This window comes from Pseudonocardia sp. ICBG162, from assembly GCF_020496225.1.
GTDB classification, from domain to species: domain Bacteria; phylum Actinomycetota; class Actinomycetes; order Mycobacteriales; family Pseudonocardiaceae; genus Pseudonocardia; species Pseudonocardia alni.
Genome location: NZ_JAHLJD010000013.1, coordinates 891,953 through 907,329, shown reverse-complemented (window position 1 = coordinate 907,329; position 15,377 = coordinate 891,953). Strand labels below are relative to the sequence as shown.

Annotated in this window: 11 protein-coding genes; 7 read left to right on the top strand and 4 right to left on the bottom strand. The window is 74.8% G+C overall.

The window, feature by feature from the left end; translation table 11 throughout:
* Window positions 1–158: 158 nt before the first annotated feature.
* On the top strand, window positions 159–1,877 hold the full coding sequence (locus tag KPL60_RS07575) for an AMP-binding protein (RefSeq protein WP_226365358.1): 1,719 nt from the start codon (window positions 159–161) through the stop codon (window positions 1,875–1,877).
* Window positions 1,878–1,955: 78 nt separating this feature from the next.
* Here KPL60_RS07575 and KPL60_RS07570 read toward each other — a convergent pair whose 3' ends face one another.
* Both KPL60_RS07570 and KPL60_RS07565 read right to left on the bottom strand, forming a co-directional pair.
* Entirely contained in the window at window positions 1,956–2,879 is a 924-nt protein-coding gene (locus tag KPL60_RS07570; RefSeq protein ID WP_226365357.1) for a DUF5996 family protein, read from the bottom strand.
* A gap of 32 nt (window positions 2,880–2,911) precedes the next feature.
* Complete coding sequence (locus tag KPL60_RS07565; RefSeq protein ID WP_226356824.1) at window positions 2,912–3,658, bottom strand: flavodoxin family protein; 747 nt, start codon at window positions 3,656–3,658, stop codon at window positions 2,912–2,914.
* A gap of 81 nt (window positions 3,659–3,739) precedes the next feature.
* Here KPL60_RS07565 and KPL60_RS07560 point away from each other — a divergent pair, with 81 nt between their 5' ends.
* Complete coding sequence (locus KPL60_RS07560) at window positions 3,740–6,535, top strand: LuxR family transcriptional regulator (protein ID WP_226365356.1); 2,796 nt, start codon at window positions 3,740–3,742, stop codon at window positions 6,533–6,535.
* 117 nt (window positions 6,536–6,652) lie between these two features.
* On the opposite strand, the gene KPL60_RS07555 is transcribed toward KPL60_RS07560, so the two are convergent.
* Window positions 6,653–7,315: a TetR/AcrR family transcriptional regulator gene (locus KPL60_RS07555; RefSeq protein ID WP_226365355.1), complete on the bottom strand. Its 663-nt coding sequence runs from the start codon at window positions 7,313–7,315 to the stop codon at window positions 6,653–6,655.
* A 141-nt stretch (window positions 7,316–7,456) separates the two neighbouring features.
* Between KPL60_RS07555 and KPL60_RS07550 the strand changes: the two genes are divergently transcribed.
* Genes KPL60_RS07550 through KPL60_RS34575 form a run of 5 tightly spaced genes read left to right on the top strand, consistent with a single transcriptional unit; the run spans window position 7,457 to window position 13,763 of the window.
* Complete coding sequence (locus KPL60_RS07550; RefSeq protein WP_226365354.1) at window positions 7,457–8,737, top strand: MFS transporter; 1,281 nt, start codon at window positions 7,457–7,459, stop codon at window positions 8,735–8,737.
* Window positions 8,738–8,790: 53 nt separating this feature from the next.
* Complete coding sequence (locus KPL60_RS07545; RefSeq protein ID WP_226365353.1) at window positions 8,791–9,723, top strand: sugar phosphate isomerase/epimerase; 933 nt, start codon at window positions 8,791–8,793, stop codon at window positions 9,721–9,723.
* A gap of 26 nt (window positions 9,724–9,749) precedes the next feature.
* Window positions 9,750–11,318: a GMC oxidoreductase gene (locus KPL60_RS07540; RefSeq protein ID WP_226365352.1), complete on the top strand. Its 1,569-nt coding sequence runs from the start codon at window positions 9,750–9,752 to the stop codon at window positions 11,316–11,318.
* Between the two features lie 34 nt (window positions 11,319–11,352).
* Entirely contained in the window at window positions 11,353–12,645 is a 1,293-nt protein-coding gene (locus tag KPL60_RS07535; RefSeq protein WP_226365351.1) for a Gfo/Idh/MocA family protein, read from the top strand.
* Window positions 12,642–13,763, top strand: a complete 1,122-nt coding sequence (locus KPL60_RS34575; RefSeq protein ID WP_226365350.1) for a GDSL-type esterase/lipase family protein — start codon at window positions 12,642–12,644, stop codon at window positions 13,761–13,763. Before KPL60_RS07535 ends, KPL60_RS34575 begins: the two co-directional genes overlap by 4 nt.
* Before the next feature lie 84 nt (window positions 13,764–13,847).
* On the opposite strand, the gene araA is transcribed toward KPL60_RS34575, so the two are convergent.
* Window positions 13,848–15,359 (bottom strand): L-arabinose isomerase, encoded by a 1,512-nt coding sequence (gene araA / locus KPL60_RS07525; protein WP_226365349.1) that lies wholly within the window; start codon window positions 15,357–15,359, stop codon window positions 13,848–13,850.
* Between the last annotated feature and the right edge of the window lie 18 nt (window positions 15,360–15,377).

The window sequence follows — 15,377 nt, the reverse complement described above, 5'->3', positions numbered from 1 at the left end:
TAACCATGCCCGTGGCAAGTCCTGTCGCCGCCACCGGCCGGGCTCGGCGCGTACGCGTCCGGACCCGCGTGGGCGGCCCGGTCGCGGCGTCGCGCCGGCGCCCTCCAAGTTGTGAACGACGAGTGACTAAGGGCTTGTGGTCGGCAGGTGATGCCGCGATGCTGTCCGCCTCAGGTGAGCTCGGCAAGGAGGCTGGTGTGGACCTGCAGGGACAGCTCGGGAAGATCGATGTCACGCGCCTGCGCGGACGACGTGCGGTGAACCGGTGGGAGCGGACCTCGGTCGGGGACGTGTTCGAGCGTCTGACCTGGAGCTACCCCGACAAGACCGCGATCACCGGCCGGCCCGGTGCCTACGGTGAGGAGCGGTTCGCCTCCGTCACCTACCGCGAGGCCGACGGGATCACCAGCCAGGTCGCCCACGCCCTCGCGGCCCGGGGGTTGGAGCCGGGCGCGCGGGTGCTGCTGTTCTGCGAGAACTCCGTCGAGGCCTACCTGGCCAAGGTCGGTGTCGCAAAGGCGGGGATGGTGGCCGTACCGGTGAACCCGGCCCTCGCCCCGGACGTGCTCGAGCACCTGATCGGCCAGGCCGAGCCGGGCCTGGCGTTCGTCGACGCGGAGCTGTGGCCGCGGGCCGAGCAGGCGTTCACCGCCACCGGGCTGCGCGTCGGCGCCACGATCACCATCGGCGGCGGGCCCGTCGCGGGGAGCCCGAGCTTCGGGGGCCTCCTCGAGGGTCTGCCGACGACCGAGCCCGACGTCGAGATCCACTCCGACGACATCTGGGAGATCCTCTACACCTCGGGCACCACGGCGATGCCCAAGGGCGTGATGATCTCGCACGGGTCGACCCACCTCGCCGCGCTGAACTTCACGGTCTCGCTGACCCGCGGCCTGCGGGTGGAGACCGACCTCAGGGTCGCCACCGCGCTGCCGATGATCTACCACGTCGGCGACCAGATCTTCACCTTCTCGGCGTTCCTGGCCGGTGGCTCCCTGGTGCTGAGCCGGCGCCCGCTGCCCGACCAGCTCGTGGCCACGATCGCCGAGGAGCGCCCGACCGCGCTGTGGGCGGGCTCCCCGCAGTTCGTCGCCGCGATCGACGCCGTGGCGGAGCGGACCGGCGCGGACCTGTCCAGCCTGACCGTGCTGGTGTACGGCTGGGGCGCCCTCGAACCGGCCGTGTACGCGCGACTGCAGGACCGGGCCCCCGGCCTGGTGGTGCTGGGCATCTTCGGGCAGACCGAGGCGATCGCCTGCCACCGGTTCTGGCCCGCCACGTGGAACGAGGTCTACGCGCGGACGGCTCCGTCGGTGAACTACGTCGGCGTCCCGAGCCCGCTCCTCGCCTCCGACGTCGTCGACGAGACCGGGGTGTCGGTCCGGGACACCCCGCACGTCCCGGGCGAGGCGGTGTACCGCAGCCCCATCGTCACGGCGGGCTACTACCTGAACGAGGAGGCCACGCGGGAGGCGTTCCGCGGCGGCTGGTTCCACTCCGGGGACAGCGCATCCGTCGACGAGGACGGTCTGCGGATCATGGTGGACCGCTTCAAGGACATCGTGAAGTCCGGCGGGGAGAACGTCTCCAGCCTGCGGGTGGAGTCGGTCCTGCACGGGCACCCGGCCGTGGAGAAGGCGGCGGTGATCGGGCTCCCGCACGCCCACTGGGGCGAGGCCGTCACGGCGGTCGTCGTGCTGCGGGAGGGCGCGGCGGCCGACGCGGAGTCGATCATCGCGCACTGCCGGGCGAAGCTGGGCGGGTACGAGACGCCGAAGGCGGTCGTGTTCGTGGACGGCCTGCCCGAGACCGTGGGCGGGAAGGTCCTGAAGTACCGGCTCCGCGCGCAGCACGGAGCCCTGTTCGAGCAGGTCTGAGCGCGGGCGGGGCGCCCACCGGCGCGGCCGACCCGCGGCCGCGCCGGGCGGGCCGCGGGACGGCCGGCACCGCGCCGGTCACGCCCAGCGGAGCGGGTGGTCCTCCAGCGCGGAGCGGTCCCAGCGCCCGAGGTCCGCGGCGGCCTCGTAGGTCGTGCGGAGGAACTCGGCGACCGCGCGGTCCGGGTCCGGTGCGGCGCGGGCGACCTCGTAGGGCAGCAGGAACTGCTGGAAGTCCGCGCTGTAGAAGGCACCGTCGGGGCCGACCGGGGCCTCGGCGAAGCCGTCGGGCGCGGGGTAGGCGTAGGAGTAGAAGGCGCCCTCCTCACCGCCACCGGGCCAGAACCCGCAGCTGGACAGCTCCCGCGAGTAGCCCTCGACCATGACCCAGTCGCCGCAGTTGGGCACCCCGCCCGGGTGCGGCGGCGCCGTCCGCCCGGAGAAACGGGTGCAGGCCAGGTCCATGCCGCCCCAGAAGAAGTGCACCGGGCTGACCTTGCCGACGAAGTGCGACCGGAACTCACCGATCACCCGGTTCGCCTGCAGCAGCTGCCGCCAGAACAGGGTGGCCGCCTCGGCGTCGTAGGAGGCGTGGGTGTGGTCCTCGGCGAACGGGATCGCCGGGTCGACCTCGTTGGGGTGCGGCCGGATCGGCGCGGCGACGCCGAGCCTGCCGAGCACGTCCAGGACCCTGCCGTAGAACTCGGCGACCGGCATCGGCGCCAGCCCGAAGCCGAGCGCGCCGCCGTCGCTGCTGCGGACCTCGAGCCGGTGGCCCAGCAGGTCCAGCTCGATCTCGAAGGCCCCGGCGCCGTACGGGACCGCCGACGTCGTCAGCCCGCGCGGGGCCACGTACAGCGTCACCTGCCACCAGTGGTTGAGCAGCGGGGCGTGGGCCATGCGGATCTTGCCCACGATCTGGGTCCACATGTGCAGGGTCTCGCGGGTGGCGGTCCAGTCCGCCACGCGCAGGCTCGGCCAGCTCGTCGTCGTGCTGCTCATCGGGTCTCCTCGTGGGTCGGCCGTCGCCCGCGTCAGCGGTACTCGGGGTTGGTGTGCCCGGGGTGGGTGCCGGCGTCCCAGGCCGTGCGCTGGTTGCCGTGGGCCGGGAACCCGCCCGCGCCGCGCATCATCGCGGCGAGGTGCATCAGGTTGTAGGTCATGAACGCGATGTTGCGGTTGGTGAAGTCGTTCTCCGGGCCGCCGGAGCCCTCGTCCAGGTAGGACGGGCCGGGGCCGACCTCGCCGAGCCAGCCGGCGTCGGCCTGGGGCGGGACGGTGAACCCGATGTGCTGGAGGCTGTAGAGGATGTTCATCGCGCAGTGCTTGAGGCCGTCCTCGTTGCCGGTGAGCAGGCACCCGGCGACGCGGCCGTAGTAGGCGTACTGGCCGCTGGGGTTCAGCACGCCGGAGTGGCCGTACAGGCGCTCGATCACCCGCTTCGTCACGGAGCTGTTGTCGCCCAGCCAGATCGGCCCGCCGATGACGAGGATGTCGGCGGCGAGGACGCGGTCGAGCAGTGCGGGCCACGCGTCGGTGTCCCAGCCGTGCTCGGTCATGTCGGGGCGGACGCCGGTGGCGATGTCGTGGTCGACGGCGCGGAACCGGTCGACGTCGACCCCGTTCGCCTCCATGATCGCGATGCTGCGGTCGATGACGCCCTGGGTGTGGCTGCGGCCGGGGGAGCGGTTGAGGGTGCAGTTGACGTAGGTCGCGCGGAGCCCGGTGAAGTCGGGGCTCCCGGACGTCGCGGACGCATCGGTGGGTGCGGGGCGGGTCACCCGGCGAGTGTCGGGCCCGGCCCGTCCCGGCGGATCGGTCACCGGATCGGTCGCCGGGACGATCCGGACGACGTGGTTACGGTGGTGCGACGGATCGGCCGTGCCACGGTGGCCGGCGGGACGGGGCTGCGGGGGGTCATGGAGCTGTTCGGGCGGCGTGCCGAGACCGCGGCACTGGAGCGGCTGCTGGCACGCGCGGCCGACGGCGTGGGTGCCGCGCTCGTGCTGTGGGGCGAGCCGGGGATCGGCAAGACCGCACTGGTCGACCACGTCGTCGACGCCGCGTCCGGGGTCACCGTGCTGCGGACCCGGGGCACCCGGATGGAGACGGGACTCGCCTTCGGCGCGCTGCACGCGCTGCTGTGGCCGGTGCTGGACCGGCTCGACGAGCTCCCCGACCCGCAGGCCGCCGCGCTGCGCGGCGCGTTCGGGATCAGCCGGGACCCGGCCAACCGCTTCCTCATCGGCGCGGCCGTGGTGTCGCTGCTCTCCGGCCTGGCCCGGGAGCGGCCGGTGCTCGTCGTCGTCGACGACGCGCAGTGGGTCGACGAGGCGACCGCGCACTGTCTGGGTTTTCTCGCGCGCCGGGTGCGGACCGAGCCGGTCGTGGTGATCCTGACCGACCACGCGGACCCGTCCCCGGGCCCCTGGGAGGGGGTGCCGGCGCTGGAGGTCGTGGGCCTCACCGACGACGACGCCCGCCGGCTGGTCGCCGCCGCCGTCCCCGACGCCGACGAGGCCCTCGTCGAGGGCACGGTCGCGATGGCGGGGGGCAACCCGCTCGCGCTGCAGGAGCTGCCCACCGTCGGGCGCGACCCCGCCGACGGGGCGTCCGGGGAGCCGATGCCGGTGGGGCCCCGGTTGCGGCAGGCGTTCTGCGCCCGTGCCGAGGCGCTGAAACCGGCCACCCGGGCGTTGCTGCTGCTGGCGGCCGCCGAGGGGCGGGGCGACCGGCACGTCCTCGACCGGGCCGGTGCCGGGTGGGGTGTCGACGCCTCCACCTGGGACGAGGCGCTGCGCTCCGGCCTGCTGCAGGCCTCGGGCGCCCGCCTCCGGTTCCGCCACCCGCTGGTCCCGGCCGCCCTCTACGACGGCGCCCCCTTCCCGGACCGCCGGGCCGCGCACCGCGCGCTGGCCGCGGCGCTGCCGGCCGAGGACACCGAGCACCGCGCCTGGCACCTGGCGGCCGCCGCGGACGGCGCCGACGAGGACGTCGCGGCGCTGCTGGAGCAGGCGGCCGCCCGGTGCCTGGAGCGCAGCGCCGGCCCACTGGCGGCACGCACGCTGCGGCGGGCCGCCGACCTGTCACCGGACCCCGCGGACGCCGCGCGCCGGCTGGCGGTCGCCGCCCGCGCCGCCTGGGACGCCGGCGACGCCGAGGGGGCCCGGCGGCTGCTCGACGACGCCGAGCGCCTGGGCGGGGTGGAGCCCGTCGTGCGGTGCAGCGGCGGGCTGCGCGGGATCCTCGAGTTCACCGTCGGCCTCTCCGAGCGCGCCCACCACTACCTGGTGGGGGACATGGCCGTCGTCGACGGGACGCGCACGGCGATGGAGCTGGGCACGGTGGCGGCCCGCGCGGCGTGGTCGGCGGGCCGCCCGGACCTGCAGCAGGCGGCGCTGGCGCGGCTGCTCGCCCTCGACCCCGGCGGCGAGCTGGCACCGGTCATGCCGACGCTGCGGGCCTGGTGGGCCTGCTACGACGGGACCGGCCGGGCGGCCGGGCCGCTCCCGGCCCCGGACGCCGCCGCCGTCGGCCTGCTCGGGACCGTGCCGTGGGAGCTGCTGCCGCCCGTGCCGCTGGCCCAGGCCTGCGGGGTCGAGGGGCCCCTGCACGACGTGCTGCGGGTGCAGGCCGCGCAGCTGCGGCGGCGGCACGAGCTCGCCGCGCTCGCGATGGTGCTCGCACAGAGCGCGGTCCTCGACGCCGCGGCGGGCCGGTGGGAGGCGGCCGAGGCCGGGGCCACCGAGGGCCTGCGGCTGGCCGAGGAGGTCGGAGCGGACCACGTGGCGAGCCAGTGCCGGCTCTGTCTGGCCAACCTGGCCGCGGCCCGCGGCGACGCCCCCGGACTGGACGGACACACCACCCGGGCGCTGGCCGTCTCGGTCCGGCAGGAGGTGCGCGCGCTCACCGCGTCGGCGTACTGGGTGCGCGGCCGGGCGGCGCTGTTCGACGGCAGGCCCCGCGACGCCCTGCACCACCTGATGCCGCTCGACGAGCCCGGCCACGAGGCCGCCCACCCCACGTTCGCGCTGCTCGCCGCCCCGGACACCGCCGAGGCCGCGACGCAGGAGGGGCGCACGGAGACGGCCGCGGCCCGGCTGGCGGCCGTCGAGACGTGGGCCCGGCGGACCGGCGCCCACTGGGCCCGTACCGCCGCCCACCGGCTCCGCGCCCTCGCCGCCGGCGGGCCGGACACGGAGGCCGCGTACCGGGCCGCGCTCGACGGCGCGGGCACCGCCCCGGACCCGTTCGAGCAGGCCCGCACCCGCCTGCTGTACGGCGAGTGGCTGCGGCGGGTCCGCCGGCGCGCCGACGCCCGGCACGAGCTCACCGCGGCGGCCGAGACCTTCGCCCGCCTCGGCGCGGCGCCGCTGCGGGCACGGGCGGTGCGGGAGCTGGGCCTGGCCGCGCAGACCGGGGCGCGGCACGAGCCGGCCGGGGCCGGGCTCACCGCCCAGGAGCTGCGGGTCGCCCAGCTGGCCGCCGAGGGGCTCACCAACCGGGAGATCGCGGCCCGGCTGCTGATCAGCCACCGCACGGTCGGGCACCACCTGGGCAGCGTCTACCCCAAGCTCGGCGTCACCTCCCGTGCCGAGCTCGCGCGGATCGACATGGCGGGAGACCTGCGGTTCCGCACCCCCGGGCGCGGGGAGTGACCCGGCCCGCCGGCCGGTGACCGGACGCGCGCTGCGGCCGCCCTGCAGGTCGACGGCGTCGCCGGTCGGCTCGCGGAATTCGAGCTCGTCGCCGGCTGAGACGCGACGCCGGAGCGCTCAGATCGCCGGTGAGCGGGACGTCGACCGGACCGCCGGTGCGCCCGGGGACGTGCTCACCGCGGTCGCGCGTCCGGTCGCCGGGAGGATGATCTCGGACCCGGGAAGCCCGGCGAGCACCTCCTCGAGCGACGCCGAGGCGGACGGGGTGTAGTCCCGCGCCCGGCGCAGCTCATCGCTGATGACGAGGACATCCAGGGCGAACGACGCCGTGAGCCGCACCGAGAGATCGCTCGCGGGCCGCCCCATCCGCTCCGCCAGTGCGGCCTCCAGCTGTGTCCGCGCGCTCAGGTGGAAGTCCCAGAGCCGCGCCCGCGGGACCGGCGCGACGTCCACCAGCTGCCGGATCTCCGGTATGCGCAGGTCCGGCGTGTCGAAGTCCGCCGCGGCCTCGCGCAGCACCGCGGTCAACGCCTCGCCGACCGGCTCGTAGGCCGGCCGGCCCCGCAGACGCTCCCCGAGGTCCATGCCGCGCACGACCCGGTCGAGCAGGAGGAGGTCCTTGGTCGGGAAGTACCGGTAGAGCGTCGTCGTGCCGACCTCGGCCCGCTCGGCGACCTGTTCCATCGTCGTGTCGTCGTAGCCCTGCTCGAGGAACAGCTCCACGGCGACGTCGATCATCCGCTGCCGTGTACGTGCCGACTTGATCTCCCGCAGGCCCATGGCGCGACCCTACCCGGCGCCGACTCCCATGCGGGCTTGACAACGTATGGGGGATGACTTCAATGTGGTAGTCACTACCGATCAGGAGTCGGTACCACACAAGGGAGTGTCGATGTCGGTTCCCGTTCCGGCGCCCCGGTGGTGAGCGGCCCTCCTGCGGCCGAGACCCCCACCGGCCGGCTCATCTCCGCGATGTTCCTCTCGAACGCGAGTGCCTTCGTCGGGCTGCTGACCCCGCTGCAGCTACTGCTGACGCTGCACCTGACGCGCATCGAGGGCCCGGGCGCCGCAGCGGCGTTCGGTGTCGTCACCGGCTTCGGCGCGGTGTTCGCGCTGGTCGCCAACCCGCTCGGCGGTCGGATCAGCGACCGGACGGCGGCGCGGTTCGGCCGGCGCCGCACCTGGATCCTGACCGGATCGCTGGCCGGTGCACTCGTCGTCGGGGCCATCGGGTTCACCACCGAGGTGTGGCAGGTCGCGGTGCTGTGGTGCGCCGCGCAGACCCTGTTCAACTTCCAGCTCGCCGCGACCAGCGCCCTGATGGCCGACCAGGTCCCGCAGGCCCGGCGGGGCACGGCCTCGGGAATGCTCGGACTCGCGGCGGCACTGGGCCCGCTCGCCGGTATCGGTGCGGTGAGCGCCGTGCGGGACCCGCTGCTGCAGTGGGCCGTCGCGGCCGTCGCCGTCGTGCTGCTCGGTCTGCTGGCGCTGGCGCTCATCCGGGAACGGCCGCTGCCCGGGCGCACCGGCGCGGCGCCGCTGGGTGCGGTCGAGCTGGTGACCTCGCTGTGGCTGAACCCGCGTCGGCACCCCGCGTTCGGGTGGGCGTGGCTCGTCCGGTTCCTGCTCGCCTGCGGGGTGGCGAGCGCGACCTACAACGCCTTCTTCCTGATGGACCGGTTCGGCCTCGGCACGGACGAGGTCGGGGGGACGGTGCTGGTCCTGGCCGTGATCAACGTCGCGATGCTGGCCGTGTCGAGCGCGGTCGCCGGACCGGTGTCGGACCGTCTCGGCCGGCAGAAGCCGTTCGCCGTCGCCGCGGGCGTCCTGGCCGCCGTGGCGCTGGTCCTGATGGCCCTCGCCACCACCCTGTGGGTGGTCTACGTCGCGGTCACCCTGCTCGGGATCGCGACCGGCCTGATGGTCTCCGTGGACACGGCGATGTGCGTGCGGGTCCTGCCGAGCCGGGAGAACGCCGGGAAGGACCTGGGCGTGGTCAACATGGCGAACACGCTCCCGCAGTCGATCGTGCCGTTCGTCGCCCCGGCCCTGCTCGCGCTGGGCGGGTTCACCGCCGTCTACCTGGTGCTGGCGGTCGTCGCGGTGCTCGGCGGCGTGGCCGTGCTGCGGATCCCCGAGATCGGCCGGGAGGGCGATCCCCGCTGGGCCCCCATCACCCGCGACGAGCGGGCTCCGGCATGACGCCCTCCGGCCACGAGGCCCCGCACGGCGGGGCACCCCACGAGAGGAGACCGATGAACATCCTGTCCGTGTCGTCCTACAGCCTGCGCGAGCAGCTCGGACCGACCGATCTCGCCGTCGTCGCCCCCGACGGGCGCGAGATCCGGTTCACCACCGACTTCCCGGCGCTGGTCGACATCGCCGAGTTCCCCCACCTGGCGGCCGACCGGTTCGGTGTCGCGGGGGTCGAGACGGTGGCGTTCCAGTTCACCGGCCCGGACGACCCCCGGCTCGACCGGTTCGCGACCGAGTCGGCGGCCGCCGGTGCGCGGCTGCTCAACGTGGCCGTCGACGTCGGCGACCTGCTCACCGAGGACCCCGTCCGGCGCGCCGCCGACGTCGCGGCCCTGACGACCTGGATCGACCGGTGCGCCGAGCTGGGGTCGGCCTTCGTCCGGGTGAACCCGGGCTCACCGCTCAGCCCGCACCACGGGACCACACCGCCGGAGCACCTCATCGAGGCACTGACCGGCCTCGGTGCCCACGCCCGCGCCCGGGGCGTGCGGCTGCTCGTGGAGAACCACGGCGGGCCCTCCAGTGACGCCGGGTGGATGAACCGCCTGCTCGACGCCGTCGGCCGGGAGAACCTCGGCCTGCTGCTCGACCTGGGGAACTTCGACGTGATCATGGCGCCGATGATGGCCGCGCTCACCGGAGATCCGGACGGCCCGCCGGTGCCGCTGCGCGGCAGCCCCGAGCTCGAGCCCGTCTACCGGGGGATCGAGGCGCTCGCCGGACGCGCCGAGCTCGTCCACGTCAAGGCGCACGACGTCGACGACGACGGGACCGTCGGGCTCGTCGACCTCCCGCGGGCGTTCGGGATCCTCGCCCGGCACGGCTACACGGGCCCGCTGACGGTCGAGTACGAGGGCACCGGCGGCGACCCGTGGGCCCGGACGCGGCGGGTGCTGGACCTGACCGCCGCGGCGTTCACCACCACGAGCTGACTCCACCGACTCCGGAAAGGACCGAGATGACCTCCATCGACGCGGACACCCGGGTCGACGTGCTCGTGATCGGGAGCGGCCCCGCGGGCTCCACCTACGCCCGGACGATCGGGGACGCCGTCCCGGCGGCCCGGATCCTGATGGTCGAGGTCGGCCCGGCCGTGCCCGGTGTCCGCGGCGACCACACCCAGAACATGTCGGAGTCCGACCGTGCCGCGGCCCAGCTGCTCACCCAGGGGCCGGACGCCGGCGTCGAGCGGGCGGCGGCGCTGTCCGACGTCGCCGCCGGCATCGACCCGAGCCTGGAGTTCCGGCACACCATCCTGCCGGGCCTGTTCTTCGCCGACCCGCGGCCGGCACCGGCCGCCGGGGAGGTCGGGCTGCCCGCGGCCAGCATGGCCAGCGGCGTCGGCGGGATGGGGATCCACTGGGGGACCTCGAGCCCGCGGCCGCAGCAGTCCGAGCGCATCCCGTTCGTCCCCGCGGCCGAGATGGACGCCGCGCTCGACCACGCCGAGCAGCTCCTGGGCACCACGACCCCGCCCGTCCCCGGGCACGGGCTGCCCGAGGCGGTCCGGGCGGTGTTGGCCGACGAGTTCGACGGGCCGGGGCTCACCCCGACCGGGTTCATGCCGACCTCCACCCACCGGGAGGGCGACACGCTCCGGTTCACCGGGACCGGGAGCGTCCTGGGCGACCTCGAGGCGACGGTGCCCGGCTTCGAGCTTCGGACCGAGACCCTCGCCCGCCGGGTGATCGTGGAGAACGGCACCGCCGTCGGCGCGGTGCTCGAGGACCGGCGTTCCGGGCGGACGTACGAGGTCCGGGCCGACCACGTCGTCGTGTGCGCCGACGGCCTGCGCACGCCGCAGGTCCTGCACGCCTCCGGCATCCGTCCGGCGGCCCTCGGACGCCACCTCAACGAGCACTTCCAGGTGAGCTCGTTCGTGATCCTGGACGACGGGTTCGACCCGTCGCTGTTCCCACCCGAGCCGCGCAACGTCCGCTCGGTGCTCACCCCGTTCTCCGACGCCCGCCCGATGCAGGGCGGGGCGATGCTGCTCGCGAACTCCGCGTACCGGATCAGCCTGGGCGACGGAGACCCGCTCGACGGTGCCGGGTCGGACCGGCTCGCGGTACTGGCCTGGTACGGGGCGAAGGACATCCGCCCCGACGACGCCGTCGAGTTCAGCGACACCGAGACCGACTTCTACGGCATGCCGCGGATGCGGATCCGCTACTCCCACACCGCACGGGACCGGGCGACGATCGAGGAGATGACGGCCAACTCGGTCCGCGCCGCGAACCGGCTGGGCACGCTGGTGGAACCCCCGGCACTGGCCGCGGGCGGGTCCTCGCTCCACTACCAGGGCACCGTCCGGATGGGCGAGGTCGACGACGGCACCTCGGTGTGCGACCCGTGGCTGCGGGTCTGGGGGGTCGGCAACCTCCACGTCGGCGGGAACGGTGTCATCCCCACCGCGACCGCGTCCAACCCGACCCTGACGACGGTCGCGCTGGCGTGGCGGGCCGCCACCGCGATCGCGGAGACCCTGACCGCGGCCCGCATCGACACCTCCGCGGCCACGGCGTAGACCGGGCCCGCGAACCACGAACGAGGAGCACGTCATGGCCACCCGTACGACACTGGGCGTCGGCATCGTCGGCGCCGGATTCATCGGCCGGTTCCACGTCCGGTCGTGGCAGGGCGTCCGCGACGGTGACGTCGTCGCCACCGCCTCCCGCACCCGGGCCTCGGCCGAGGCGCTCGCGCGCGAGGCCGAGGGGCTCGGCGTCGGGACCGGTGTCACCGCCTACGACGACGTCGCCGCGCTCGTCCGGGACCCGCGGGTCGACGCGGTCTGGGTGCTGGTCCCCAACCACGCCCGCCTGGAGGTCGTCCGCGCGATCTGCGCGGAGGTGACCTCCGGCCGGGCGCAGCTGCGCGGCATCGCGATCGAGAAGCCGGTCGGACGCACGGTCGCCGAGGCCGCCGAGGTGCTGGGGCTGGTCACCGGTGCCAGCCTGCTGCACGGCTACCTGGAGAACCAGGTGTTCGCGCCGGCGATCACCCGCTCGCACGCCCTCATCTGGAGCCGGGCGGTACCGGGGGCGGGGACGCCGTACCTCGCCCGGGCGGCCGAGGAGCACTCCGGGCCGCACAACACCTGGTTCTGGAACGGCGAGCAGGAGGGCGGCGGGGTGCTCAGCGACATGCTGTGCCACTCGGTCGAGGCCGGCCGCTACCTGCTCACCCCGCCCGGGACCGACCCGGCCACCTGGCTCACCCCGGTCTCGGTGTCGGCGTCGGTCGCGTCGCTGAAGTGGGGCCGGTCCCGCTACGCCACCGAGCTGCTGGAGCGGTACCCGGGCGTCAACGACTACCGGCGCACGCCGTCGGAGGACTACGCGCACGCCGTCTACGAGTTCCGCAACGGCGACGGCGAGCCCGTGGTCGTCGAGGCCACCACGTCCTGGAGCTACGTCGGCGCGGGGCTGCGGCTGTCGTTCGAGATGCTCGGACCCGAGTACTCGATGTCCGCGGACACCCTCGACACCGAGTCGAAGGTCTTCCTGTCCCGCAGGCTGATGCAGGACGAGGGCGAGGACCTGGTGGAGAAGCAGAACGCCGAGCAGGGCCTGATGCCGATCGTCCCCGACGAGTCCGCGAGCTACGGCTACACCGCGGAGAACGCGGCGTTCGCGACGGCGTTCCTGCGCGGCGAGCAGCCCGCGGAGTCCCTCGCCAACGGCCTGGAGGTGGTGCGCCTGCTGATGGCCGCCTACGCCTCGGCCGAACAGGGCCGCACCGTCTCCCTGGAGGAGGGGTTCGAGGACTTCGTCCCCGCCGTCGCCCGGGGAGCGTGGAACCCGCGGGCCGCGGGCCCGCCGGCCGGGCCGTCCGGGGACGCGCGGTCGTGAGCCCGGCCTGGACCGCGAGCTGGACCCAGGCCGTCACCGATGTGGCCGTGGCCGACCTCGAGCTGCGCGACGTGACGGTGCGGATCACCGTGGAGGCCGGCGTCGGCGGTGAGCGGCTGCGGGCGGGCCTCAGCAACCGCTTCGGGACCACGCCCCTGCACGTCGGCCGGGCCGCGGTGCGGGTGGACGGACGCGCCGCCCCGATGCGGTTCGGCGGACGGTCCGCCGTGGACGTCCCGGCCGGGGAGGACCTCGTCTGCGATCCGGTGGACCTCGCGGTCGTCGCCGGCGCCGCGGTCGAGGTGGACCTGTACCTGCCGGGGCCCTGGCGGTACGCCACCGCGAACGTGTCCACCGCGACGTGGCACCCGTCCGCACCCGGCGACCACGCCGGGTCCGACCACTTCCCGGGCCGGGCCACGCCCGTGCTGACGCTGCCCGACGGTGCCGAGATGGAGCTGCCCGCACCGGTGCTGCGCGACGTCGAGGTGCTCCGCGACGTCCCCACCCCGGTGGTGGTCTGCCTCGGGGACTCCATCACCGCGGCGGGCTGGCCGGAACGCACGGCCCGGCGGCTGCGGGACCGGCCGGTCGCGGTGGTCAACCGGGGCATCGCGGGCAACCGGCTCCGGCTCGACGGGGCCGGGCCCTTCGGACCGGTCTTCGGGGCCTCGGGCCGGTCGCGGTTCGACCGCGACGTGCTCGCGACCGCCGGGCGGACCCACGTCGTCGTCGCGCTCGGGGTCAACGACCTCGGTCATCCGGGGACGATGGCGCCCGAGGACCAGCTGCCGAGCTCGGAGCAGCTGATCCGGGCGCTGGACGGGATCGGCGCCCGGGCCCGGGACGCGGGCCTGTCGGTGCTGACCGCCACCGTGACCCCGTTCGACGGGGCCGAGGGCTTCGACCGCGAGCGCGAGCTGCGCCGCGCCGAGGTCAACGAGTGGATCCGCGGCCTGGGCAGCGGCGTCGTCGACTTCGACGCCGCCCTGCGATCCGGGCCGGGCGCGATCGCGCTCGACCCGCGCTTCGACAGCGGGGACCACCTGCACCCGGGCGACGCGGGCCTCGACCGCATGGCGGACGTGGCGGCCGAGGTGCTCGGTCGATCGGTCTGAGCCCGGGGGAGGGTCCTCGGCCCCGTGGACCACGGTGCCGGCCACCCGTCGGGGGCGGCCGGCACCGGGGCCGGGGAGCGGAGCTCAGAAGCCCCGCGCGAGCCGGTGGTAGGCGTTGTTCCAGCGCAGCTCGTGCAGGAAGGTCCGCGGGCTCGTGCTGTCGCCTATGTGCACCAGCTCGGTCCCGACGATCTCGGCCAGGTCGTCGAGGGCCTCGACGCCGACGGCGGTCGAGAGCACCGTGTGGTGCGGGCCGCCCGCCATCAGCCAGCACTCGGCCGAGGTGGCCAGCGACGGCTCCGGGACCCAGGTCGCCGTCGCCACCGGCAGCCTCGGCATGGGCTCGTCCGGGTCGACGACCTCGACGTCGTTGCTGACCAGGCGGAACCGCTCGCCGAGGTCGCAGATGCCGAGCACCACGCCCGGGCCCGGGTCGGCGGTGAACCGCAGCCGGACGGGGTCCTCGCGCCCGCCGATGCCCAGCGGGTGGATCTCCAGCGACGGCCGGGACCCGGTGATGCTCGGGCAGACCTCCAGCATGTGCGCCCCGAGGATGCGTTCACGGCCGGGCCGCAGGTGGTAGGTGTAGTCCTCCATGAACGACGTGCCGCCGGGCAGCCCGGTGGCGACGACCTTCACCGCGCGCAGCATCGCCGCGGTCTTCCAGTCGCCCTCGGCGCCGAAGCCGTAGCCGTCGGCCATCATGCGCTGCACCGCGAGACCGGGGAGCTGGCGCAGTCCGCCGAGGTCCTCGAAGTTCGTGGTGAACGCCTGCGCGCCCGCCGCCTCCAGGAACGAGCGCAGCCCGATCTCGACCCGCGCGCCGTAGCGGAGCGCCTCGTGCCGGTCGCCGTCGGGGAGCAGCTCGGGGGCGACGGCGTAGACCTCGGCGTACTCGGCGACGAGCTTGTCGACGTCGGTGTCGGGGACTTGGTCGACGACGGCGACGAGGTCGTTCACGCCGTAGGTCTGCACCGACATCCCGAACACCCGGGTGGCCTCGACCCGGTCGCCGTCGGTCACGGCGACGTCGCGCATGGAGTCGCCGAACCGGACCAGCCGGAGCGCGCGCAGCTCGGCGGCACCGGCGGCCGCGCGGGTCCAGGTCCCGATGCGGTCCCGCAGCACCGGGTCGGAGACGTGCCCGGCGACGGTCTTGCGGGCCAGGCCGAGCCGGGTCTGGACGTAGCCGAACTCGCGGTCGCCGTGCGCGGCCTGGTTGAGGTTCATGAAGTCCATGTCGATCTCCGACCAGGGGAGGTCGACACCGGCCTGGGTGTGCAGGTGCAGCAGCGGGCGGGTCAGCGCCTCGAGCCCGGGGATCCACATCTTCGCCGGGGAGAAGGTGTGCATCCAGGTGATGACGCCGAGGCAGCGGTCGTCGGCGTTGGCCTCCAGGCAGATCCGCCGGATGGCGTCGGCGTCGGTGAGGACGGGCTTCCACACCACCCGCACCGGGATCTCGTCGGCGGTGTCGAGCCGGTCGGCGACGACCTTCGACTGGTCGGCGACCTGGGCGAGGGTCTCCTCGCCGTAGAGGCCCTGGCTCCCGGTCAGGAACCAGACCTCGTAGCTGTCGAGCAGCGAGCCACTCATCGGACATTCCTCCTTCGG